Origin of the sequence: Amycolatopsis sp. NPDC024027, assembly GCF_040638975.1 — a bacterium.
Lineage (GTDB): Bacteria > Actinomycetota > Actinomycetes > Mycobacteriales > Pseudonocardiaceae > Amycolatopsis.
Map to the genome: position 1 here is coordinate 28754 of NZ_JBEZYY010000035.1, position 22383 is coordinate 51136.

Genomic DNA, 22383 nt, shown 5'->3' on the forward strand with positions numbered 1-22383 from the left:
CTGTACCAACGGCGTCCGGCGCGCCGAAGGGGACCTTCCTCGCCTCTGACGAGAGGAAAGTCCCCTTCAGCCCACGCCGGCCGGCCGGTGCGCCCGCGGGATCACGCCGCGGAGCGCTGGATGCAGTCGAGGCCCACGCCGAGCGCTGTCGCCAGGTACTGGCAGATGTGCGACGAGTGCGCCTGGTCCGTCTGCGTGCAGGCGACCGGCACGCCGAGCAGGTCCACCGAGCAGTACGCGTAGAACTGGGTCGAGCTGCCCGGCACCATGTCCGCCGAGGCCGGAGTGGCCGTGGCGACCGCCGCGGAAACCGTGAGCGCAGCGGCCGTCGCCCAAGAAGCGATCCGGGTGTTCATCGTGCTCTCCTTCCGCCAAGCTTTCCCCTGCGTGCCAAGGGGTTCACCGGGCAGAATTCCCCGTCGAACACCTCTTCAGCGGTGCGTCACCGTAAAGTGTCACGTTCACGTACGTGATCATTGTTCATTCTGTTGACCGATGTCGGGGCGGTGACCTATAAAGGGAAAGTCCGGGTGTCCGCCGCAACACCTCCGCGGTTCCGCTTTCCGGAGGCCATCGGTGTCCTCACGCTCCTCGTCCCGCCGCGCCGTTTTCCTCGGCGCCGTCAGCATTTCCGCCGCCGTCGCGGTCACCGCCGCCCTCGGCGGCCCGGCGCCCGCCCGCGCGGCCGGGGTGAACCTCTCCGCCGCCTTCGCGCGGACATCGGTCTGGACCAGTGGTTACGGCGGCGGCTACACCGTCACCAACCGCGGGGACACCGCCGCCACCGGCTGGACCGTCGAGTTCGACCTGCCCGCCGGTTCGGCCGTGAGCAGCTCCTGGAGCTCCGTGCGCACGCAGTCCGGCCGGCACTACCGGTTCACCAACGCCGGCTTCAACGCCACCATCCCGCCCGGCGGCACCGAGAACTTCGGCTTCAACGTCGCCGGTACCGGCCTCCCCACCGGCTGCACCGTCGACGGCCTCCCGTGCGACGGCGGCAGCCAGGTGACCACGACCCCGACGACCACCCCGGCCACCGCCACGACCACCCCGGCCACGACGACCCCGCCCACCGGCGACGTCGTCGACGTCTCGACCGCCGCCCAGCTGCAGGCCGCCCTGGCGAACGCCGCTCCCGGGCAGGCGATCCGGCTCGCGGCCGGCACCTACCGCGGCTCGTTCGTCACCACCAAGGCCGGCACCGCGGCCAGGCCGATCACCCTCTCCGGCCCGGCGAACGCCGTCCTGATCAACGACGGCCCCGCCGGTGACGCCCCCGACTGCCCGGTACCGACCGCCGGCTGGGACTCCGGCTACGGCCTCTGGCTCGCGAGCGCGCCCTACTGGACCCTGCGCGGGTTCACCGTGCAGGACTCGAAGAAGGGCATCGTCGCGGACAACTCGCCGCACACGACCATCGACGGCGTCACCGTCCACCACATCGACGAAGAGGGCGTGCACTTCCGCCGCTCGTCGGCCGACAGCGTGCTGAAGAACTCCACGATCACCTACACCGGCCTGGTGCAGCCCGGCTACGGCGAAGGCGTGTACCTCGGCTCGGCCAACTCGAACTGGGGCTGCCACGGCAACTCCGGCGGCGTCGACCGCGGCGACCGGATCCAGGTGCTGGACAACCACATCGGCCCGTTCATCGCCGCCGAGCCGATCGACGTCAAGGAAGGAACGTTCGACGGCGTGATCCGGGGCAACACCTTCGACGGCCGCGGGATCTCCGGCCAGAACTCGGCGGACTCCTGGATCGACGTCAAGGGCATCGGCTACACGATCGAAGGCAACACCGGCACGTTCGCCCCGCCCGGCACGTTCGCCAACGGCTACGAGAACCACAACACGAGCACCAGCCCGTCGTTCGACAACGGCTGCGGCAACGTGTGGCGCAACAACAAGTCCGACCTCGGCGGGGTGGGCGACTACGCGATCAAGATCAGTTCGGTGGCCAAGTGCGCGGCGAACCCCAACGTGGTGTACGCGTCGAACACGGTCACGAACGCCCGCTCGGGGCTGACGAACATCCCCGTCACCCCCTGAGCGACTCCGCGTGCCGTGCGGCCCGGCGGCCTCACGGCACGATCGCGTCGACGTACCCGCCGTCCACCCGCACCGCCGCGCCGGTGGTCGCCGACGCGAACGGTGAGCTCAGGTACACCACCAGGTGGGCGATCTCCTCGGGCTCGATCAGCCGCTGCAGCAGCGATTGCGGGCGGTGCTGCTTCATGAACTCGCGCTGGGCCGCCTCCCACGGCAGGTCCTTGTCGACGAGCTCGTACACGAAGTCCTCGACGCCGCCGGTGTGCGTCGGGCCCGCGATCACCGCGTTGACCGTGACGCCGGTGCCGGCCGCGTGCTTGGCGAACCCGCGGGACACCCCCAGCAACGCCGTCTTCGACACTCCATAGTGGATCATCTCGGCCGGGATGACGATCGCGGAATCACTGGCGATGTACTGGATGCGACCCCAGCCGCGGTCGGTCATGCCCGGCAGGTAGGCGCGGGTGAGCCGGACCGCGGCCAGGACGTTGACCTCGAAGTAGTGCCGCCAGTCGGCGTCGGTGATTTCGAGGGGCTCCTGGGCGCCGAAGATGCCGAGGTTGTTGACCAGGATGTCGGCGTCCGGCACCTCTTCGACCACCTGGGCCGCGCCGGCCTCCTCGGAGACGTCGCCCGGGGCCGGCAGGAAGGCCGCGTCCGGCACCTCCTCGCGCAGCCGCGCGATGGCCTTGTGGACACCCGTCTCGCTCCGGCCGTTGATCGCGACGCGCGCGCCCGCCGCCGCGAGGCCCGTCGCGATCGCCGCCCCGATGCCCTGGGTGGATCCGGTGACCAGTGCCGTCTTCCCGCTCAGGTCGACCCGCATCGTGAAAGCCCTCTCTCGCTCGAGTGCCTCCCCCCGGGCGATTCAAGCACAGCTCGCCGGAGCGCACCGGCTGGAAAATCCGGTTGCCTCCCCGGCGGGCGGCGGCCACGATCTGCGCCATGACCACGCCTCGCACCCCGCTCCTGCCGACCGCCGCCACCACCGCGCCGGTCCGGCAGCAGCCGTGCCGTCCGCGGAGGTCGATCACGCCGGTGCCGTGAGCGCCGCGCTGCTCGCCGGCCTGGTCGCCGGCTACGGCATCGCGATCCCGGTCGGGGCCGTCGGGACGTACCTGGTGGCCCTCACCGCCCGCACGTCGCTCCGGACCGGCCTGGCCGCGGCCCTCGGCGTCGCGACGGCGGACGGGGTGTACGCGCTGGTCGCCGTGCTCGGCGGTGCCGCGATCGCGGGCGTCATCGCCCCGTTCGCCGGGCCGCTGCGGCTGCTCTCGGCGGCGATCCTGATCGTCCTCGCGGCGCACGGCGCTCTGCGCGCACTGCGGTCCCACCGCACCCCCGCCACCCGGCCGGTGTCCCCGCTCGGCCCCGGCCGCGCCTACGTCAGCCTGCTGGGCGTCACGCTCGTCAACCCGGCCACGGTCGTCTACTTCACCGCGCTGGTGGTCGGCGGCCGCGCCGGCACCGCCGTCCCGCTGCTCGACCAGGCGGTGTTCGTGCTCGCCGCGTTCGCCGCGTCGGCGAGCTGGCAAGCCGCGCTCGCCGGCGGCGGGGCACTGCTCGGGCGCGTCCTCACCGGTCGGCGCGGCCGGCTGGTGACGGCGCTCGTCTCGAGCGCCGTGATCACCGCGCTCGCCGTCCGGCTTGTCCTCACCTGAGGGGAAACCGTGAACCTGCACCGGTTTGCCCGGTTTCCGGGCGCACTCCGGAAGACGTCCCGCGGCCCGGCACCCGGTTAGCGTCCAGGGGACGGACACGGGAGGTGGCCATGACGATGCCGATGTCGATGTCGGGATGGGACACCGCGGGTGCGGTGCTGCTGGTGCTCTGGGCACTGGCGATGTGGACGGCGGTCGGCGTCCTCGCCTACGCCAACCGCAGGCCGGTGCGGCCCTGGGTGTACCGCGGTGCGGTCGGCGTGATCGGCTTCGGCGTCCTCGGTCAGCTCGGCCACGTCCAGGAGCACGTCGCCCAGGTCGGGTACTGGCTCGGCCACCCGAACGCCCCGGCCTGGATGACGCCGTGGGGCACCGGCCTGGCGAACGGCCTGCAGCAGGTGCTCCCGGACCGGCCGACGTTCGGGATGGAACTGCTGCACCTGACCGGCAACTTCCTCTTCCTCGCCGGCCTGGCCGGGGTCATGGTGATCACGCGGCGGGCACTGGCCACCCGCGCCCGCCGCTGGGCGAAGATGGGCGTCTGGATGCAGGGCCTGCACGGCCTCGAGCACCTGGTCCTGACGCTGTCGATCGGGTTCGGCGCGCCCCGGGCGATCGGGCTGTCGACGTTCTTCGGGCTCATCGACCCGGGCCCGGGGCTGGCCACCTACCGCGTCTGGTGGCACTTCATCGCGAACGTCGTCGGCTCGATCATCTTCGGGCTCGCGCTGTACCACCTGTGGCGCGAACGCCGCGAGGTCCGCGCCACCTTCTTCCTGCGGCCGGTCCCCACGGTCACCGAGCGGGCGGCGTAGCGCAGGTCAGCGTCGGCACCGCCCAGTCCGCGTGGTCCTGCCCGTTGCCGTCACCGCCGTCGTCGACCAGCAGGTCGAGCACCTGGGCCCCGGTGACGTCGACGTCGACCGGGACCGCGGCCTGCCCACCGCGGACCACCGGCGTCGTCACCTTGGTGACGCCGTCGGCCGAGACGCTGAAGCGCACGCTGCCGCCGGTGCCGGTTTCGCCGTCGACGCCCACCGAAGCCGTCAGCCGGGTGCACGCGCCCGCCAGGTAGAGCTGGACGTCGCTCGCCGCGTGGACGCCGAGCCCCTTGGCGTAGGCCACCCCGCCGATGGTCATCGGCTTGCCGTCGCCCGCGCTCGCTTCGCCGTTGCTGGTGTCGCGCTCGACCGGGCCCCAGCCGTTCGTGGCGGTGAGGAACGGCAGGGAGCCGACCGGCACCTGCCCGGCGGGCGGCGCCGCGGGCACCGCGCCCACGATCCGTTCGCCGGACACCGAGCCCGGACGACCCGCCTGCCGGTAGGCCACCGCGACCTTCAGCGCGGCGGTGTCCACCGTGGCGGGTGGGGTCACGGTCCAGGTGAACGTGGCCGGCTTGCCGCCGTCGATCCGCGCCACCGAGGGCGGTGAGGCGGCGCCGACGGTCCACCCGGCCGGCGCGGTCAGCGCCGGCTTGACGTCGAACGCCGGCGGCGCGCCCACCGGCACCCGCACGGTCGCCGACGCGGTGAACGGCTGCCCGCCCGACGCCGTGTCCGGCGCGGTCAGCGTCACCCCGGCCGTGGGCGCCGGCGGCATGGCGTACCGCACGGGGTCGTAGCCGGGCGAGGCGTTCTGCCGGACGGTCAGCGGCGAGCGGTAGCTGCCGTAGTTCGTCCAGGCGATCGAGCCGAGGCCGCCGGTGCTGCCGTCGAGGTTCCACACCGCGACGGCGATGGTGTTGCGGCCGTTCGGGTTCAGGATCCCGTTCGGGATCGGGAAGCTGTGCTGCGGCCCCAGGTAGTTGACGTATTGGCCGAGCTGCCAGCCGTTGACGAAGATCAGCGCGCGGTACTGCCGCGCCGGGCCGTCGGTGATGGTCAGGCCGAGCGAAGTGTCCTGGCCGCGCGGGAGGTCGAGATCCGCGGTGGTCCGGTACCACGAGACGCCGGGGGTCGTGTCCTTCGCCGGGAGCGAGGCCGGTGCCCAGCCGCGGTCCGGGAACCCGGGCAGCGACCAGCCCGCGCGCTCGCCGTAGAGGCCGCCGGTGTTGAGCGGGCCGCGCACCGGGTCGAGCCCGGTTTCACCGCCGCGGACGCCCTGCAGGCGCCAGGTCACCGACGTCAGCGCGGCGCCGGTCAGCCGCGCCGCGGTGAGCCCGCGGGCGGCCTTGTTGCCGTTGCTGGCGCCGTAGTCCTCTTCGTGCCCCATGTTCACGGTCAGCACGGAGATCTCGTTGTCGCCCTGGTGCAGCGACCCGGCGGGGAAGGTGAACGTGTGCTGCGGGCTGGTCGAGCTGCCGAGGAAGACCCCGTTGAGCCACGCCGAGAACGCCCCGGCCGGGCCGCCGCTCTGGCTGGCCAGGGTGATGCCGGTCTGTTTGCCGTCGCCGGTGAAGTGCCCGCGGTACCAGGTGTTGCCGGTGTGGAAGCCGTAGTCGTCGGCGAAGAGAACGGGTTTCGTGCCGAGCGCCGTCGAGCTGTTGGTGGTTTCCTTGTCCGCCACCGGCCACGCCGAGTCGTCGAAGCCGGGCTGGCTCTCCGGGGACTCCTGCTGGTGCTTCCAGCCGGTCAGCGCGGGCAGGCTCACGGCGTTGGCAGCCGGGGCGGTTCCGGTGAGGCTGCCACTGGAGGTCGGCTTCGCCGGGACCCAGGCACCGTTCCACAGCACCGCCTTCGCCGCGCTGAAGACCTCGAACGCGCCGTCGGTGCCGGTATCGCCGGTCAGCGACAGCAGCCCGTACTGCTCGGCCGCGGTCCGGACCAGGTGGGTGCCGCGGACCAGGACCGGGCCGGTCGCGGTGTCCTGGCGCCAGAACGTCGCCGCCGTCGCCTTGTCGGCGAGCAGCAGGAGCAGCGGCCGCGCGCCGGGTGCGGTGACGAGCACGCGGGTCAGGCCGTCGTGGGTGTAGTTGAGCCGCAGGTCGCCGCGGGCAGCGTCCCAAGTGGACGTCGCCGCACCGCCCAGAACCTGCACAGCCGGCTGCTTCGCGAACCGCAGAACGGTCTCGCCGGGTCCGCCGTGGTCGCCGTAGAGCACCGCGACGTCGCGGTTGCCGATGGCGGCGCTCGTCATGATCTCCGACGTCGAGTACTGCATCCGCGTGGCGCCGAGGTCGTAGCCGGCGACGAGGATCTTCGACTGCCGCCCGTTCAGCGTGACGCCGGTGCCGGGCTGCTGCGGCACGACCGGGTAGTAGTCGGTGCTGCCGGACAGCAGGTCGACGGCGTCCACCACGACGAACGGCGAGGTGGCCTGCGCGTTCTTCTGCCCGGTGACGACGATCTTCAGCGTGTGCGGCCCGGCGGCCAGGTCACGGACCTCGTAGCCGGTGATCTGGTTCTGTTTGCCGGCCGCGTAGAGGTCGACCGAGGAGACCTTGGCGTCGTCGAGGTAGACGTCGGCGATGCCGTGGCTCGGGTCCTTCGACGTCACCCAGCGGATTCCGGTGCCGGTGAAGGGAATGCTGACGCTGTCCCCGGTCACGTTGGAGAACGACTCGGTGTGCTGGTAGTCGCCGCCGGTGTAGTTGACCTCCGGGCCGACGTGGCTCCAGGTGCCGGTGTAGCCGACCTCGGCCGCGCGGTCGTCGTAGGTGTAGCCGGCGTGCGCGGCGAGGTCGAGCGCGACGCTGGTGGTGTTCGTGGCGGTCGACGTCGAGTCGCTGTGCCGCAGGGTGTGGAACTGCGTGCGGGTGTCCGGGTTGATCCGGGCGGTGTCGGTGAGCGCCGGATCGCTCAGCGGCGCGCCCGCGAGCCCGTCGGTCTTGGTCAGCGGGGCGACGGACTGGGTGAAGTAGCCGATCAGCTTGTCCTCGGCGTACTTCGGGTCGAACTGGCGCGCCTCGGTGATCGCCGCGCCGTAGTCGTAGGAGGTGTAGTTCTGCGGGATCGCGCTCCAGCCCCAGGACGTGCCGCCGTGCAGCATGTAGAAGCTCTGGCCGGTGGCGCCGACGGCGATGTTCTGCTTGTAGAAGACGTTCGCGAACTGGTCGTTGATCAGCTGGGCGCACTTCTCGTAGCCCGGCCCGCCCCACGGGTCGAACGCACCGCCCTGGAATTCCGCGGTGATCAGCGGCTTGCCGGGGACGTGGTCGTAGCTGATGTCCGGCACGCCGTTCCAGCGGGTGGGGTTCGAGCAGTCGAAGCCCTGCGGGTAGGAGTCGGCGGCGTCGACGTCGAGCGCGGCGGCACCGGCGTTGAAGGTGCCGTTGTTGTTCCCGACCAGCGGGACGGTGATGCCGTCGGCGCGGGCCTTGTCCTCCAGGTGCTGCATGTAGGCGCGGCCGTCGGCGTTGCCGTTGTAGTACTCGTTTTCGACCTGGTAGGCGAGCACGCTGCCGGTGCCGTTCGTGAGCTGGTGGCGCGCGATGATGCGGTCGATCTGCGTCTGCCACTCGTCGGAGTACTTCAGGTAGACCGGGTCGGCGCTGCGGGTGTGCCCGGGCGTGGTGGACAGCCAGGTCGGGAACCCGCCGCCATCGACCTCGGCGTTGATGTACGGCCCCGGCCGCGCGATGACGTAGAGCCCGGCCTGCTGCGCCATGTCGAGCAGCTTGTCGAGGTCCCGGATCCCGCTGAAGTCGTAGACCCCCTGCTTCGGCGAGTGGTAGCCCCAGTCGAAGTAGAGCGACGTGGCGTTGAAGCCGGCCGCCTTCATCTTCTGGAAGATGTCGAGCCACAGGTCGGGGCTGGGGAGCCGGTAGGAGTGGAACTCGCCGGACCACAGGTAGGTGCGGGTCCCGTCGACCAGGAAGGAGTACCCGTCGTAGGTGACGGTGTGGGCGGGCCGAGCGGCGGGAGCGGCCGCGGCGGCCTGCGGGACGACGATCCCGGCGAAGGCGAAGAGGACGGAGAGAAGGACGGTGAACAGCGTCCGGCAACGTTGGGCGGCGCGCATGCGGGGGCCTCCAGGGCGGCGGCGGGGACCACAATCGAACACGAACCTTTGCCGACCACACAGAAGTCGTCAAGATACAACACCAAGATGGATCAGTGCCGAGGTATTGTTAGCGCTAACACGCTGCCTTGAATGTCGTGAATGACTCATTCACTGCGTCGGACGTCAGGAATGAGTCATTCACTGCACTCGGGGCCGGGCGCGGTGGCCACGGCTGTCGCGTCAGCGGGGCCGTGTGCTCTCCCGAACGACCAGCTCCGCGGGCACCAGATGCCGAGCCCCGGCATCCCCGCCCGCCATCCGCTCCTCGAGCAGCCCGAAAGTCCTCCGACCGACCTCGATGAAGTCCTGGCGCACCGTCGTCAGCGGCGGCGTGAAGTACTCGGCCTCGGGAACATCGTCGAACCCGGCGACGTGGACGTCCTCCGGTACCCGGATCCCCGCCTCGGTGAACGCCCGCAGCAGGCCCAGCGCCATCTGGTCGTTGGCCGAAAACACGGCTTTGAGCCCCCGCTTGCCGACCAGCGCCCGGCCGGCCTCGTACCCCGACCGCGGGCTCCAGTCGCCGCGCACCACCGCCGGCACGCGCAGGCCGCGACCCTCGAGGGTCTCGCGCCAGCCGCGTTCGCGGTCGCGGGCCTCCAGCCAGTCCTCCGGCCCGGCCAGGTGCCAGACCGTCCGGTGCCCGAGGGACAGCAGGTGCTCGGTGACGCGGCGGGCCCCGTCGTACTGGTCGACCGAGAGCACCGGCACCGGTGCCGAATCGCCGCCGCCGACCGCGACCAGCGGGATGTCCGCCGGCGCCGCGTCGAGCGCCCGCCCGGCCGTGACGTGCGGGGCGATCACGACGATCCCCTCCACCGCCTGGCGCCGCAGGCTCTCCACGGCGTCGCCGATCGAGGTCCGGCCCGGCCGCGTCACGCTGCAGATCGCGACGCCGTACCCGGCCTCGCGGGCCGCGTTTTCGATGCCGTAGAGCGTGCTCGCCGGTCCGTAGAGATTGGACTCGAGCGCGACCACGCCGAGGGTGCCGGACCGGCCGGTGACCAGCGCCCGCGCCGCGGTGTTGGGGCGGTACCCGAGCTTCTGCACGGCGGCCAGCACCCGCTCGCGGGTCTCCGGGCGCACCGGCCCGCTCTCGTTGACCACGCGCGAAACGGTCATGTGCGAGACGCCGGCCATGCCGGCGACGTCGGCCAGGCTCGGCTGCCGCGGCCCCGGCGGAGAGGTTCTCGTCTGCTCCCCCGGCTTCGCCCGGTCCACCACCCTGGCCCCCTGAATCTCGTACCGTGTCCCCACCCACGAGACGGTACCGCCGAATCGGCGCGTTCCGGACGTCCCGCGCCGGGTCAGGACCACCCGAGCGGACCAGCAAGCGCTTTCACGACCGCGGTGACGCGCTGGGTGGCGATCGCCCAGCTCGTGGCGGCCGGCTGGGCGGTCAGCACGACCACGACGTACCGCCGGTCGCCGACCACCCCGCTGGTGTGCAGCTCGCGGCCGGGGTCGCAGCAGGACCAGCCCTGGTCCACGGCCCAGTCGGTGGCGGTGACCGCGGCCGGGACGCCGAAGAGCTGCTCGAAGCCGTCCGAGCCGCGGCGGGCCGCGCTTTCGAGGGCCCGCAGGACGATCTGCCGGGTCGCGGCGGGTGCCTCGTCGAGGAGGTACCGGTAGCACCGCACGACGTCGGCGGCGGTGACGAGCGTGCCGCCCCAGTGACCGGGCTCGGCGGGCGGGCGGGTCGAGGTCAGGCCGATCCGCGCGGCCCAGCCGGTGACGATCGCGGGGCCGCCCAGCCGCGCCCACAGCCGGCCGGCGACCTCGTCGTCGCTGCGCGAAAGCAGCTCCGCGACCACGCCCGCCGGCTCCCCCTGCCGCAGCGCTTCGAGCGCGATGAGCAGCTTGACCAGCGACGCGGCCGGGTAGGGGGCATCCGGCTGGTGGGCGACGAGATCGCGGCCGGTCCGGCGGTCGTGGACGAGCACGCTGAGCTTCCCGGGCACCAGGTCCGCGAGCGCCGCGCCGTCGGGCAGGCCGTTCACCGGTGTCTCGGGAGGCGCCGCGGTCGCCGTGGTGGCCGCGCTCGTCGTCAGGGCGGGCGGCGGCGCGGGCCACGGCCGCGCCGCGGCGGGGCCCGGTGGCCGCACCGCGGCGGCCACCACGAGGACCGCCGCCACCGCGCCGGCGCACGTCCCGGCGAGCAGCGTCGCGTTCCGTCGGTGCATACCGGCTGTTGTCCGCAGCGGGCCCGGCTGTTCCCCGGTTGTGGCGTGCGTCTCATCCGGAGGGGCGAGCGGGGACGCGGGCGGCGGGCCGGGACAACCAGTACCGTGACCAGAATCGTCGAACGGCTGGACCGGCCCGACCTCGCCGCACGGGATCCGAAAGAGATCTTCGCGCGGCTCTTCGACGAGTACGCCCCTCCCCTGCGCGGCTACCTCGCGGGCCGGGTGGGCGTGCACGTCGCCGACGACCTCGTGGCGGAGACGTTCGTCGTCGCGCTGCGAAGATGGGCGAGCTACGACCCGAAGAAGGCGCCGATCCGCGGCTGGCTCTACGGCATCGCCACCAACCTGCTGCGCAACCACCTGCGCCAGGAGGTCCGCGGGTTCCAGCTGACCGCGAAGGCCGGTGCCGGGGACCGCCCGGCCGAAAACCACGACACCGCGGTCGCCGGCCGGGTCGACGCGGCGGCCCGGCTGCGCGTGCTCGCCGCCGAACTCGCCGGACTGTCCGAACAGGACCGTGACGTCCTGTTGCTCACCTCCTGGGCCGGTCTCGAACCGGCCGAAGTCGCCGAGGCGCTCGGCGTGCCCGCGAGCACGGTGCGCTCGCGCCTGCACCGCGTGCGTCACCGGCTCCAGGCCCTGCTCGTCCCCACCGAGGAGAACCAGTCATGAACGAGCTCGACGAAACCCTCGAGCTGCTCCACCGCGACGCCCGCACCGCACCGGCCGACCTGTCCGCGGCCCGCGCCCGGCTGCTGGCCGAGCTCGACGCCACTTCCGTCGCCGACGTCGTCCCGCTGCGCCCGAAGCGCCTTCGCCGGTTCGCGCTGCCGGCCGCGGCCGCGGTGGCCGGCGTGGTGGCGGTGACCGCCGTCGTCGTCGCGCAGCAGCGCCCGGCGGCTCCGGCACCCGGCCCGGTCGCCGCGCCGCCGGTCCGGACCACGACCGCGGTCCCGACGTCGGCCGCCCCGGACGTCCGGCTGATGTCGGCGGTCCAGGTGCTGACCCGGGCCGCGGACCTGACCGTCGGCGCGGCCGACCAGCCCGTCGGCCCGGGACAGTTCCGCTACGTCGGCGAGCACACGTGGGTGCAGCGCGGCGTCCACACCGGCGAAACCGCCGGCTACACCTACCTGTGGGAGCAGGAGGTGGACCTGTGGATCCCGGCCGACGAGCACGACGTCTGGCAGCAGACCCGCAAGATCCTCGCCACCGGGAAGTTCCTCGGCGGCTCGGTACCGCAGTCGCAGGCCCCGGAGCCGGAGATCACGGACACCGACCAGGGCCAGTGGCAGGGCCGCTGCGGCGACTTCTTCCCGAAGTCCAAGCCGCCGAAGAAGTGCGGCGACCCGTCCGATTGGGACAGCCCGGCGTTCTACGCGGCCTTGCCGCACGACCCGGCGGCGCTGTACGCGAAGCTGCAGCAGCTGACGAAGGCCCGCGGCTCGACGCCGTCGGTGATGTTCCACTTCGGCATCGAGATCCTCCGCGCGGGCCAGATGCCGGCGCAGCTGCGGGCGCAGTGGTACCGGGCGCTGGCGAAGATCCCGGGCATCACGGTGCAGGCGGCGGAGGCGAACCTCGACGGCCGCACGGGCATCGCGCTCGGGCTGGACGACCGGCACGAAATCCGGCAGCTGATCATCGACCCGGCGACCGGCGGGTTCATCGGCGAGCGCACGATCGCGGGAGCGGAGCCCGACGAGCCGTGGATCAAGCCGGGCACCCAGCTCGGGGCCAGCGCGATCCGGACGGCGGTGACCGGGCGGCTCGGCGAGGTGCCGCCGAAGTGACGAACCCGGAGTGACGACCCGGCTCCCAGCGCCCCCGGATGGCCTTGCGTTCAACGCAACCAAGGTCACTTGTGGGGCGCTGGGGTTTGGGCGGCGGGGCGTCAGTCGTGGGCCAGTCGCACGCAGCACGAGCCCGGTTGCGGGTCCAGCCGGGCCCGCAACCCGCTCTCCCCCGCGCCCGCCAGCATTCCCTCGACCAGCCCCAGGTTCATCTCGCACACCAGGCGCGTGTGGACCTGCGCCAGCCGGTGGAACGGGCAGTTGACGAGCGTCACGTCGCCGTCCTCGAGGCGCGGCTCGAAGCCGTTCTCCTCCAGCGTGCCCAGGATGTCGCGGCCGCCGGCGGCCAGCTCCGTCCCGCGCTCGCGCGCGCAGCGGGTCAGGATCTCCCGCGGTGAACCGCCGGTCTCGTCGGCCTCCTCCAGCGCGGTCGCCAGCAGCCCGCCCGCCAGCTCGTACTGGCGTTCGGGCAGGGAAATGCTCACCTGGCGGTCCGACCGCCGGTACAGCTTCGCCGGGCGGCCCGCCCCCGGGCCGCTGCGGCCGGTCCGGCGCTCGTGGCCCACCGCCAGCAGCCGCTCCTCCACCAGCCGGTCGAGGTGGAACGCGACCGTCGCCCGGGGCACGCCGAGGGCGGCGGCGACGTCGTCGCGGCTCACCGGCTCCGGGCGGCGGACGACGTACTCGTACAACCGGCGCCGGGTCGGCTCGTCGAGCGCCGCGGCCGCGGCCAGCGCCTGGGTCTCCTGCATCGCCGGATTCTAAAACAAAGACGTGTTGACGAAAACCCCCGGGAGCTTCTAACGTCGGTCCGACTTGTTTTTAGAAGGAGGCACCCTCGTGAGCATCGATCCCGTCAGCGCCCCGGTCCCGCTGCGGCACCTCGGTGTCGTCCACGACCGCGACAGCGTCGACCTGCACGCGGCCGAACGCGCGGTCGCCGACCTGTTGCGGGCCCTCGGGAAGGACCCGTCGTCGGAGCACCTCGGCGACACGCCGCGGCGGGTGGCCCACGCCTACGCGGAAATGCTGCAGCCGCGCGACTTCCAGCTGACGACCTTCCCCAACAGCGAGGGCTACGACGAGCTCGTGCTGGCGAAGAGCATCCCGGTGCAGTCGCTGTGCGAGCACCACCTGCTGCCCTTCCGCGGCGTCGCCCACGTCGGCTACCTGCCCGGCGAGCGGATCCTCGGGCTGTCGAAGCTCGCCCGCGTCGTCGAGATGTTCGCGCGCGACCTGCAGGTGCAGGAGCGGCTGACCAAGCAGGTCGCGGACTGGCTGCAGGAGCACCTGGCACCCAAGGGCGTCGGCGTCGTGATCGAGGCCGAGCACCTGTGCATGTCCCTGCGCGGGGTGCGGGCGAGCGGCGCGCTGACCGTGACGTCGTCGCTGCACGGCCTGCTGCGCGAAGAACCCAAGACGCGGCAGGAGTTCTTCGCCCTGAGCGGGGTGAGCGCGTGATGGCCACCTTCGTCATCGCCGGCGGCGGCCTGACCGGCGCGAAGGCCGCGGAAACCCTGCGGGCCGAGGGGTTCGACGGGCGCGTCGTCATCGTCGGCGCCGAACCGGACCTGCCCTACGAGCGGCCGCCGCTGTCGAAGGGGTACCTGCTCGGGCAGGACGACCGCGCCTCGGTGTTCGTCCACGACGAGAAGTGGTACGTCGACCAGCGCATCGAGGTGCTGACCGGCCGGCGCGTGACCGCGCTGGACCGGGCGGCGCACGAGGTGGAACTGGCCGGCGGCGAACGCCTCGGGTACACGAAGCTGCTGCTGGCCACCGGGGCGTCGCCGCGGCGGCTGCGGGTGCCCGGCAACGACCTCGACGGCGTCCACTACCTGCGCCGGCTCGCGCACGCCGACCGGTTGCGCGACGCGCTGGCCGCGGGTGGCCGGGTCGTCGTGGCGGGCGCCGGCTGGGTCGGCCTGGAGACGGCCGCCGCCGCACGCCACCACGGCTGCCCGGTCACGATCGTCGAGCCCGGGCCGGCCCCGCTGCACGCCACGCTCGGGCCGGAGGTGGGCGGGTTCTTCGCCGACCTGCACCGCCGCCACGGCGTCGAACTGCGGTTCGGGACCGGCGTGACGGGCTTCGCGGGAGACACCGCGGTCTCGGCGGTGCTGACGGACGACGGCGAGATCCCCGCCGACGTGGTCGTCGTCGGCATCGGCGCCCGGCCCGAGACGCAGCTGGCCGCCGAGGCGGGCTTGGCCGTCGACGACGGTGTCCTCGTGGACGCGGGCCTGCGCACGGACGACCCGGACGTCTTCGCGGCGGGCGACGTCGCCAGCGTGTGGCAGGAGCGCTACGGACGTCGCGTCCGCGTCGAGCACTGGGCCGCGGCGGCGAACGGCGGCCCCGCGGCGGCACTGGCGATGCTCGGCCGCGACGTGGTCCACGACGACCTGCCGTACTTCTTCTCGGACCAGTACGACGCGGGCATGGAGTTCACCGGCTGGTTCCCGCCGGGTGGTTACGAGCGCGTCGTCACCCGCGGCGACGCCGAGGCGTTCCACGCGTTCTGGCTCACCGGTGGCCGGGTGGTCGCGGGACTGCACGTGAACCAGTGGGACGAAGGCCTGGACGCGGTGCGCGAGCTGATCCTCAGTGGACGGACCGTGGACGCGGACCGGCTCGCGGACCCGGCCCGGCCGCTGACGGACTGAGGTCCGCTCAGCGCGATCCGGCGGCGAACTCCGCCAAGCCGGTGTCGATGAGCCGGGCCGCGCCGCGCATGTCGGCAGCGACCAGCCGGCGGACCTGGCCGGGACTGCGTTCGCCGTCGAGACTCCGGCGCAGCGCCGTGGACTGGACGCGCCAGAGCCCGAGCAGGGCGGTCGCCGCGATCCGGCACCGCGGATCGTCGGCGGCGCGGCCGGGGGTGCGGCCGGTTCCGGCCAGCCCGTCGCGCAGCGCGGCCATCGTGGCTCCGGGCCGGTCGAGGATCAGGGCTTCCTTGCTGGGGAAGTGGTTGAAGAGTCCTCGCCGGCGAAGAGCTGATCGTCCGGTACGGCCCGCACCCGGCACTGTCCCGGTTGGACGATCACGCGCACCTGCCGGCTCGCCAGGCCCTGATACGCCGCCTGCGGGTGGTGGTGCCGATCGTGATGCTCCCCGCGGCCGCCCTCGCCGCGGCGGTCCTCGTGGTGGCGACCGGCTATCGACCGTCCTGGTTGTCCCGCCGGTGCCGGCCGCGCCTCGGCGCCGCGATCGCGGCGAGGCGGGTCGCCAGGTCGCCGCGGCGTTCCCGGCGGGCGTACTCCAGCAGCGCCTGCGCTTGATCCCGCGGCAGCCAGCCGCGGTCCGCGCCCGCCTCCAGGCGGAGCAGGTGGGTCACCAGCTCGCGCGACTCCTCGTCGTGCTCGCCCGCGCGCTCCGCGAACCGGCCGGCCGCCTCCGCCTCGCCGTCGCACCACGCCGTCATCGCCAGCAGCGTCGCCGTGGCCGTCATGATGTCGCCGCGGTGGACACCACCCTCCGCCGCCAAGTGCTCCGCCAGCTGGAAGCTGCGCGTGCCGACGCCCCCGGCCCCCTCGCGGCGCACCGCGTCCGCGAGTGCCCGGATCTGCCGCGTGACATAGTCCCCGCCCGACAACCCCGCCATGTCGTCCCCTCTGCCGCGCACGCCAATTCGTGCGTCACCCCGACAGGTGTACTCCATCCGGGGCTGGATACGTCGAACGCCCCACCGGTTTCGACCGAACGGTCGGGAATTCAGCCCGATCGTCCCGGGTCCGCCCGCCGATGGGACATGTAGACCGCCGCCGAGGTGCGCCGCTCGACGCCCAGCTTGTGCAGCACCGATGACACGTAGTTCTTCACCGTCTTCTCGGCCAGGAACAGCCGCTCGGCGATCTGCCGGTTGGTCAGGCCCTCCGCCACCAGGTCCAGGACCCGCCGCTCCTGCGGGCTCAGCTGCTCGTACCGCGGGTCCGGCGCCGCGACGTTCTCGCCGCGCAGCTTGTTCATCACCGACGCGGTGAGCGTGGCGTCCAGCAGCGAGCCGCCGGCGGCGACCGTGCGGACCGCCTCGATCAGCGACCGGCCGGACACCTGCTTGAGCATGTACCCGGCCGCGCCCGCCATGATCGCGCCGAACAGCGCTTCGTCGTCCGAATAGGACGTCAGCATCAGGCAGGCCGGCGGCGGGTCCACGGTGGACCGGATCTCGCGGCACACCGCCACGCCCTCGCCGTCGGGCAGCCGGACGTCGAGGACGGCGACGTCCGGGCGCGCCTGCGGGATCCGCACCAGCGCCTCGGCCGCCGTCCCCGCCTCCCCGACCACCTCGATGTCGGCTTCGGGCTCGAAGACGGTCTTCAGCCCGGTCCGGACCAGCTCGTGGTCGTCCAGCAGGAACACCGCGATCGTCATCGTGCTCTCCCCCGCTCGCCGGTCATCACCGGCAGCTCCGCCGTCCATTCCAGCCGCGACCCGCTGTCCTCGCCCGCCGCGAGCACGCAGTGGCCGCCCCACCGGGCCGCCCGGGAAGCGAGGTTGGCCAGGCCGCTGAGCCGGCCCGCCTCCGGCGGTGGGCCGGCCCCGTCGTCGCGCACCACCAGCGTCAGGCGCCGGCCGAGCCGGTCCACGGTGACCTCGACCGACGACGATTTCGCCTCGGCGTGCCGGGCGACGTTCGTCAGCGCTTCGCGCAGCGACGCGATCAGGTCGGAGCGGACCGCGTCCGGCACCGCGGCGTCCAGCGGTCCGTCGAAGCCGACGCGCGGCTCGAAGCCGAGCGTGTCCCGGGCGTCCACGGCCACCCGCAGCAGTTCCGCGCGGAGGCTGCCCTGGGCCTGGGCGGGCGCCTGCAGCGAAAAGATGCTGTTGCGGATTTCCCGGATCGTGCCGTCGAGGTCCTGGGCGAACCCGGCCACGCGCGCGGCGACCCCGGCGTCGGCGATCAGCCTGCTCACGCCCTCCAGCCCGAGGCCGGTCGCGAACAGCCGCTGGATCACCAGGTCGTGCAGGTCGCGGGCGATCCGGTCGCGGTCGGAGAACACCGCCAGCTGCTGGCGCGCCTCCTGCGCGCGGGAGAACTCGACGGCGAGCGCGGCGTGCCCGGCGAAGGTCTCGGCCAGCTGGACGTCGGAGTCGGTGAACGGCGAGCGATCGCGGAACTTCGCGACCACCAGCACGCCGAGGGTCTCTTCGCCGACGATCAGCGGCACCGAGATCGCCGAGTCCAGGTCCTTGATCATCGCCGGCATCGGGCCGTCGTGGTCGCGCTGCTGCTCCTGCACGCGTTCGCCGTAGTCGCGCACCACCACCGGGTGCCGGGTGGTGAACGCCATCCCGGTGGCGGTGCCCTCGGTCGGCACGGTCAGGCCGGTCAGGCGGTCGGCGTCCTCACCCGGCGGCTCGACGACGTCGAACACGAGCCGGCCGGGCCCGTCGGGCCGCGCGATCGCCCCGGCCGTCCCGCCGGCGACGACGCGGGCGCGTTCCGCGACCAGCCGCAGCGTGTCCCGCAGGTCCTGGGCCGCGAGCAGGGCACGGGTGACGTCGTAGGACGCCTCGAGCCAGCGTTCGCGGCGGCGCATCTGGTCGACGAGCAGGGCTTTCTCGACGGCCATCCCGGTGGCCGCGGTGAGCGCGCCGAGCACCTCACGCTCGCGCCGGCCGAATTCGCCGCCATTGCCGGGCTCGACGGTCAAGGTCCCGAACGTCTGCGTTCCGGCGCGGACCGGCAGCTCGACCGCGCCGGCGCCGAGCGCGCCCCGGCCGTACTCGGCGATCCCGCCGTCGGTCAGGACCAAGCGAGCGCGCCGGGCGCCCAGCAGCTCGCCCGCCGCCGTCACCGCGCGGTCCAGCAACGCGGGCAGCTCCAGCTCGCGGGCGATGCCGCCCACCGCGGCCAGGATCGCCGGCATGCTGATTTCGTCCGCCACTTCCCGTCGACCCCGCTGGTTCCGCTGGTATCCCGGGCTTGCCCCGGGCGGTCAAGGGTCCCACAGGCCACTGCCCGTGTCGGCCCAATCCGGTTCGTCCATCCGGTGGGTCGGTGCCGGGAGCCGGTCCGTTACGGCGTTCGCGGGATCACTCCGCGTGGCAGGCGATGCGGTGACCGCTGATGGTCTCCGCGGGGACGCGCAGGAACCGGTGGCTCGTGCGGGCGGGTGCCGGGCACGGGCAGGTGCGCTCGCCGAGGTCGACGGCACCGGACTCGGTGGCGCGGCCCAGCAGGCTGACGTACCAGCCGGCGCCGAGGTCGGCGGCGAACTCGTCGGCTTCGAACGCGACGACGGCGTCACGCGCGCCCGCGTACAAGGGACTGCCGGGCGGGACGGCGAACACCACGGCGTCGTCGACGACCGTGAAGCGCACCGGACGCACCGCCGGCATGGCCCGGTGGGTGTAGATCACCCGTCCGAGGCTCGCCGTCCGGAGCAAGGCGAGGCACTGCTGCCGGTCGAGCAGCAGCCCGAAGCCCACGTCGTCCACCATCGCGTCCCTGTGTTTCTCCGGTGAAATTCCCGGCCACCAGCGTGATCGGTTCACCCGTCCGCCGATAGGGCCGTTCGGCCCGGCTCCCCGGCGGCGGCGGCCACGCACATCGCGCCGCTTCCGGCCAGGGCCGGAAGACCCGGTTCGGGACGGCCGGGCGGCCGGTGTGGCGGCCACGCGGAGTGACCTAGCGTCGTGACCGTCCGTTGCCGGGAAACGCAGGAAAAGGGGGTGAGAGCCGATGCCGCCGCACTCCGCCGAGGGTGGTCCCACGCCCGCGGCGACGTTCTCCCTCGACCCGGCGCTCGTCCGGTCGGCGGTGCAGGGCGACCGCGCCGCGGTGGCCGGGCTGCTGCGCGCGCTGCGGCCGATCGTCTTCCGCTACTGCCTGGGCCGGCTGCGCACGTGGCAGGACGGTTCGTCGGACGCCGAAGACTGCGCCCAGGACGTGCTGCTCGCGATCGTGCGCGCGCTGCCGGGGTACCGGCACCCGCCCGACGGCTTCGTGCCGTTCGTCTTCGGCATCGCCGCGCACAAGGTGTCCGACTTCCACCGCCGCCGGGCACGCGACCGCACCAGCCCGGTCGCCGAACTCCCGGCCGGCCGATCGGGCGGCGTGGACCCGACGGGCGAGGAGGTCGAGCGCTCCGCGGCGCTCGACTGGTCCTCCGGGCTGCTCGACACGCTCCCGCCGCGCCAGCGCGAAATCCTGGTCCTGCGCATCATCCTCGGCATGACGGCGGAGGAGACAGCCGCCGCGGTCGGCCTCGGCAGCGCCGGCGCGGTCCGCGTCGCCCAGCACCGCGCCCTGGCGACCCTGCGGCGCAGCCTGGTCGACCACCGGGAAGCCGCTTCCTGACGCGCGTGCGATCATGCTCCGGTGTCCCCGCTGCTGATCGTCGTCGGTGGTCTGCCCGCGACCGGGAAGACGACCGTCGCCGCGGAACTGGCGCGCCGCACCGGTTTCGCCTTCCTGCGCGTCGACACCATCGAGCAGGCGATCCTGCGCAGCACGGCGCTCGGCCGGCCGCTGGGCGCGGTCGGCTACGTCGTCGCCCGGGAGGTGGCCGCCGACCTGCTCCGCACCGGGGTGAGCGTGATCGCCGAGTGCGTCAACCCGCTCGCCGTCACCCGGGACGCCTGGCGGGCGACGGGTACCGGGGCCGGGGCGCGGGTGCTGGAAACCGAAATCGTCTGCTCGGACCCGGCCGAACACCGGCGGCGGGCGGAGACCCGCGATACCGGCATCCCGGGGCTCGTCCCGCCCACCTGGGCCGAGATCGTGGCCCGCGAGTACGAACCGTGGAGCCGCGACCGGCTCGTCGTCGACACCGCCGGGCGGACGATCGGCGAAGCGGTCTCGGTCATCGCCGCAGCTTTCGCCGATCCGGCGTCGTGAACCGGTTATTCACGGCGTCATTCAGCCATTTCACGGCAATTCCCGGCCATCAGCCCTGCCGCGCACATTCCCCAGGCCTCACCGAGGGATACGGACGCCGGTTCACTTCGGTTCAAAGTTTTTTCCGCGAGGCCCGCAGGTCGCGAACATCCCCAGGTCAGCCCCCTCTTCCGCTACGGAAACACGACCCCGGCCTGACGGTTCGTAACGGCGAAAAGAACTTCTTGCCCGGTGTCAAACGCCCGTGTAGGTTCCATAACGGAACGATAACCAGCCGGTTGACGGCGCGGCCACGGGCAGGTGGCCGCACACCCACTGATGTCGGGTCAGTGGACCAGCCGGGCTTCGTTCCTGCCGACACATCCCGCAAGAACCCCGCCTGATCGGGTCGAGCCTGGGCTCGTCCCGGCTCAGTGTCGCGCGTTCCCGCCAGCCCGACACCCCGGAGGATTTTTCCCATGTCCCGCACCCAAGGACGGCATCGCCTTTCCCGCCGGACGAAGATCGCGACCGGCGGCCTCGCCCTCGCGATCGCGGTCGGCGGCATCGTCGTAGCGACGACCACCGGCAACACCGGTGAAGCCAGCGCCGACGAAGCGAATCCCGCGTTCTTCGTCGACATCCTGAAGGTGAAGCCGAACCAGTTCGACCCGCGCCCGGTCAGCGGCGCCGCGACCGGCACGTTCACCGTCGACTGTGGCCGCAACGAAAACCAGCACTTCAACCCGGACAACTTCATCGCCCAGCCCGGCGTCCGCAACGGCGCCCAGCACCTGCACGACTACGTCGGCAACCTGTCGACGAACGCCGACTCGAACAACAAGAGCCTGGTCAAGGCCGGAACCACCTGCCGCAACGGCGACAAGTCCGCCTACTTCTGGCCCGTGGTCCGCATCGACACCGGCGAAGAGGAGAAGAACGAGCCCGCCAAGGTGCCCGACGGCGACCGGGCGCAGGCCGACCGCGAGGCGAAGACCGTCCAGGTCGCGTGCCCGGACGTCGCCAGCAAGCTGACCGACATCCCGGACCAGGCCATGGCCGAAGTGGACAGCAACCTCGACCAGCTCGACGCGCAGGCCGACGAGGCCAACCAGCGCATCGCCGCGACGCAGGGCCAGGGCGGCCAGGACTTCGTGCGCAACGCGATCCTGAACCCGCTCAAGGACCGGCGCAACGCCATCATCGACCGGATCGCCACCGCGATCGGCCGGTTCACGCAGAAGCCGGGCGACCTCGGCGATCTCGCGCCGTGCGCGACGAAGCCGGGCAAGGACACCGGAACGCCGACGCCGCCGCCGAGCACCACGGCCGGCGGGGCGCTGCCCGGGCAGGACGAGAACAACGAGCTGCCCGGCAACGACGGCAAGATCCTGCGGCCGCAGCGCGTGCAGATCACCTTCCGCGGCAGCCCGGTCGGCAAGGTGGTGGCGATGCCGCGCTTCCTGCGCGTGCTCTACGGCGACGCGAAGGTCTCGACCAACGGGCCCGCCAACGCCAAGGCGAGCTGGACGTGCACCGGGTTCGAGAACCGCGTCACCGACAAGTACCCGATCTGCCCCGACGGCAGCAAGGTCAAGCGGATCCACACGTTCCCGAGCTGCTGGGACGGCAAGAACACCGACAGCACCAACCACCGCACCCACATCGTGTTCCCGGACCGCTTCGGCCGGTGCGGCAACGGGTTCAAGGCGGTGCCGCAGCTGCAGATCTCGCTGACCTACGACATCCCGCACGACATCCAGGTCAAGAAGCAGTACAAAGTGGACGCTTTCCCGCAGGAGAAGCACAACCCGGGTTCCGACCACGACGACTTCGCCAACGTGATGTCGCAGCGGATCATGAACGGCCTGGTGAACTGCGTGAACCGCGGCCGGAACTGCCGGGCGTGACCCGGGACCGGCGGCGCA

General features: G+C 72.7%; 21 protein-coding genes. 10 read left to right on the plus strand and 11 right to left on the minus strand.

The genetic code is table 11. The features are described 5' to 3' along the window. Positions 1-101 precede the first annotated feature (101 nt). The gene (locus AB0F52_RS46975; protein WP_360185584.1) at positions 102-356 is read right to left on the minus strand and encodes a hypothetical protein; all 255 of its coding nucleotides are present in this window, start codon (positions 354-356) and stop codon (positions 102-104) included. Between the two features lie 220 nt (positions 357-576). Between AB0F52_RS46975 and AB0F52_RS46980 the strand changes: the two genes are divergently transcribed. After that, on the plus strand, positions 577-2049 hold the full coding sequence (locus tag AB0F52_RS46980) for a cellulose binding domain-containing protein (RefSeq protein WP_360185587.1): 1473 nt from the start codon (positions 577-579) through the stop codon (positions 2047-2049). Between the two features lie 31 nt (positions 2050-2080). Here the strand turns inward: AB0F52_RS46980 and AB0F52_RS46985 are convergent, their stop codons facing one another. Then, positions 2081-2875, minus strand: coding sequence for an SDR family oxidoreductase (locus AB0F52_RS46985; protein ID WP_360185590.1), 795 nt, complete (start codon positions 2873-2875; stop codon positions 2081-2083). A 217-nt stretch (positions 2876-3092) separates the two neighbouring features. Here AB0F52_RS46985 and AB0F52_RS46990 point away from each other — a divergent pair, with 217 nt between their 5' ends. Together AB0F52_RS46990 and AB0F52_RS46995 are read left to right on the plus strand one after the other, a co-directional pair. Then, positions 3093-3710: a LysE family transporter gene (locus AB0F52_RS46990; protein ID WP_360185593.1), complete on the plus strand. Its 618-nt coding sequence runs from the start codon at positions 3093-3095 to the stop codon at positions 3708-3710. 110 nt (positions 3711-3820) lie between these two features. Continuing rightward, positions 3821-4525, plus strand: coding sequence for a DUF6008 family protein (locus AB0F52_RS46995; RefSeq protein ID WP_360185596.1), 705 nt, complete (start codon positions 3821-3823; stop codon positions 4523-4525). Here AB0F52_RS46995 and AB0F52_RS47000 read toward each other — a convergent pair. The 3 genes from AB0F52_RS47000 to AB0F52_RS47010 all read right to left on the minus strand — a co-directional run bounded on the left by AB0F52_RS47000 (position 4506) and on the right by AB0F52_RS47010 (position 10834). Further along, on the minus strand, positions 4506-8609 hold the full coding sequence (locus AB0F52_RS47000) for a beta-galactosidase (RefSeq protein WP_360185599.1): 4104 nt from the start codon (positions 8607-8609) through the stop codon (positions 4506-4508). The two genes, AB0F52_RS46995 and AB0F52_RS47000, sit on opposite strands and share 20 nt — an antisense overlap. 222 nt (positions 8610-8831) lie before the next feature. Further along, a complete protein-coding gene (locus AB0F52_RS47005) occupies positions 8832-9875 on the minus strand; it encodes a LacI family DNA-binding transcriptional regulator (protein ID WP_103339076.1) in 1044 nt (347 codons plus the stop codon). Between the two features lie 83 nt (positions 9876-9958). Next, positions 9959-10834, minus strand: coding sequence for a hypothetical protein (locus AB0F52_RS47010; protein WP_360185601.1), 876 nt, complete (start codon positions 10832-10834; stop codon positions 9959-9961). Between the two features lie 105 nt (positions 10835-10939). Between AB0F52_RS47010 and AB0F52_RS47015 the strand changes: the two genes are divergently transcribed. After that, positions 10940-11509 carry an RNA polymerase sigma factor gene (locus AB0F52_RS47015; RefSeq protein ID WP_360185604.1) on the plus strand — a complete coding sequence of 190 codons (570 nt, stop codon included), beginning with the start codon at positions 10940-10942 and terminating at the stop codon, positions 11507-11509. After that, entirely contained in the window at positions 11506-12630 is a 1125-nt protein-coding gene (locus tag AB0F52_RS47020; RefSeq protein WP_360185606.1) for a CU044_5270 family protein, read from the plus strand. The genes AB0F52_RS47015 and AB0F52_RS47020 overlap by 4 nt, the downstream gene beginning before the upstream one ends. A gap of 101 nt (positions 12631-12731) precedes the next feature. On the opposite strand, the gene AB0F52_RS47025 is transcribed toward AB0F52_RS47020, so the two are convergent. Further along, positions 12732-13382: a helix-turn-helix domain-containing protein gene (locus AB0F52_RS47025; protein WP_360185608.1), complete on the minus strand. Its 651-nt coding sequence runs from the start codon at positions 13380-13382 to the stop codon at positions 12732-12734. 121 nt (positions 13383-13503) lie between these two features. Here AB0F52_RS47025 and folE point away from each other — a divergent pair, with 121 nt between their 5' ends. Then, positions 13504-14091: a GTP cyclohydrolase I FolE gene (gene folE, locus AB0F52_RS47030; RefSeq protein WP_360185689.1), complete on the plus strand. Its 588-nt coding sequence runs from the start codon at positions 13504-13506 to the stop codon at positions 14089-14091. Then, positions 14091-15296, plus strand: a complete 1206-nt coding sequence (locus AB0F52_RS47035) for an FAD-dependent oxidoreductase (protein WP_360185611.1) — start codon at positions 14091-14093, stop codon at positions 15294-15296. The genes folE and AB0F52_RS47035 overlap by 1 nt, the downstream gene beginning before the upstream one ends. A 7-nt stretch (positions 15297-15303) precedes the next feature. On the opposite strand, the gene AB0F52_RS47040 is transcribed toward AB0F52_RS47035, so the two are convergent. The 5 genes from AB0F52_RS47040 to AB0F52_RS47060 all read right to left on the minus strand — a co-directional run bounded on the left by AB0F52_RS47040 (position 15304) and on the right by AB0F52_RS47060 (position 19077). Continuing rightward, entirely contained in the window at positions 15304-15552 is a 249-nt protein-coding gene (locus AB0F52_RS47040; RefSeq protein ID WP_360185614.1) for a hypothetical protein, read from the minus strand. 235 nt (positions 15553-15787) lie between these two features. After that, complete coding sequence (locus tag AB0F52_RS47045) at positions 15788-16234, minus strand: hypothetical protein (protein WP_360185617.1); 447 nt, start codon at positions 16232-16234, stop codon at positions 15788-15790. A gap of 110 nt (positions 16235-16344) precedes the next feature. After that, entirely contained in the window at positions 16345-17004 is a 660-nt protein-coding gene (locus AB0F52_RS47050; protein ID WP_360185620.1) for a response regulator transcription factor, read from the minus strand. Then, a complete protein-coding gene (locus AB0F52_RS47055; RefSeq protein ID WP_360185691.1) occupies positions 17001-18503 on the minus strand; it encodes a GAF domain-containing protein in 1503 nt (500 codons plus the stop codon). Before AB0F52_RS47055 ends, AB0F52_RS47050 begins: the two co-directional genes overlap by 4 nt. Positions 18504-18669: 166 nt before the next feature. Beyond that, entirely contained in the window at positions 18670-19077 is a 408-nt protein-coding gene (locus tag AB0F52_RS47060; RefSeq protein WP_360185623.1) for a pyridoxamine 5'-phosphate oxidase family protein, read from the minus strand. Positions 19078-19318: 241 nt separating this feature from the next. On the opposite strand from AB0F52_RS47060, the gene AB0F52_RS47065 reads away from it, so the two are divergent. From AB0F52_RS47065 to AB0F52_RS47075, 3 genes are all read left to right on the plus strand, one after another. After that, positions 19319-19936 carry a sigma-70 family RNA polymerase sigma factor gene (locus tag AB0F52_RS47065; protein WP_360185626.1) on the plus strand — a complete coding sequence of 206 codons (618 nt, stop codon included), beginning with the start codon at positions 19319-19321 and terminating at the stop codon, positions 19934-19936. Positions 19937-19957: 21 nt separating this feature from the next. Further along, positions 19958-20476, plus strand: coding sequence for an AAA family ATPase (locus AB0F52_RS47070; protein WP_360185628.1), 519 nt, complete (start codon positions 19958-19960; stop codon positions 20474-20476). Between the two features lie 458 nt (positions 20477-20934). Further along, a complete protein-coding gene (locus AB0F52_RS47075; RefSeq protein WP_360185632.1) occupies positions 20935-22365 on the plus strand; it encodes a DUF1996 domain-containing protein in 1431 nt (476 codons plus the stop codon). Positions 22366-22383: the final 18 nt, after the last annotated feature.

Bases quoted from the DNA above. Each gene is read 5' to 3' on its own strand.
- AB0F52_RS46975 (WP_360185584.1), bottom strand. From the start codon at position 356: ATGAACACCCGGATCGCTTCTTGGGCGACGGCCGCTGCGCTCACGGTT.
- AB0F52_RS46985 (WP_360185590.1), bottom strand. From the start codon at position 2,875: ATGCGGGTCGACCTGAGCGGGAAGACGGCACTGGTCACCGGATCCACC.
- AB0F52_RS46995 (WP_360185596.1), top strand. From the start codon at position 3,821: ATGACGATGCCGATGTCGATGTCGGGATGGGACACCGCGGGTGCGGTG.
- AB0F52_RS47000 (WP_360185599.1), bottom strand. From the start codon at position 8,609: ATGCGCGCCGCCCAACGTTGCCGGACGCTGTTCACCGTCCTTCTCTCC.
- AB0F52_RS47010 (WP_360185601.1), bottom strand. From the start codon at position 10,834: ATGCACCGACGGAACGCGACGCTGCTCGCCGGGACGTGCGCCGGCGCG.
- AB0F52_RS47020 (WP_360185606.1), top strand. From the start codon at position 11,506: ATGAACGAGCTCGACGAAACCCTCGAGCTGCTCCACCGCGACGCCCGC.
- AB0F52_RS47025 (WP_360185608.1), bottom strand. From the start codon at position 13,382: ATGCAGGAGACCCAGGCGCTGGCCGCGGCCGCGGCGCTCGACGAGCCG.
- AB0F52_RS47035 (WP_360185611.1), top strand. From the start codon at position 14,091: ATGGCCACCTTCGTCATCGCCGGCGGCGGCCTGACCGGCGCGAAGGCC.
- AB0F52_RS47040 (WP_360185614.1), bottom strand. From the start codon at position 15,552: ATGGCCGCGCTGCGCGACGGGCTGGCCGGAACCGGCCGCACCCCCGGC.
- AB0F52_RS47045 (WP_360185617.1), bottom strand. From the start codon at position 16,234: ATGGCGGGGTTGTCGGGCGGGGACTATGTCACGCGGCAGATCCGGGCA.
- AB0F52_RS47050 (WP_360185620.1), bottom strand. From the start codon at position 17,004: ATGACGATCGCGGTGTTCCTGCTGGACGACCACGAGCTGGTCCGGACC.
- AB0F52_RS47055 (WP_360185691.1), bottom strand. From the start codon at position 18,503: ATGCCGGCGATCCTGGCCGCGGTGGGCGGCATCGCCCGCGAGCTGGAG.
- AB0F52_RS47060 (WP_360185623.1), bottom strand. From the start codon at position 19,077: ATGGTGGACGACGTGGGCTTCGGGCTGCTGCTCGACCGGCAGCAGTGC.
- AB0F52_RS47065 (WP_360185626.1), top strand. From the start codon at position 19,319: ATGCCGCCGCACTCCGCCGAGGGTGGTCCCACGCCCGCGGCGACGTTC.
- AB0F52_RS47075 (WP_360185632.1), top strand. From the start codon at position 20,935: ATGTCCCGCACCCAAGGACGGCATCGCCTTTCCCGCCGGACGAAGATC.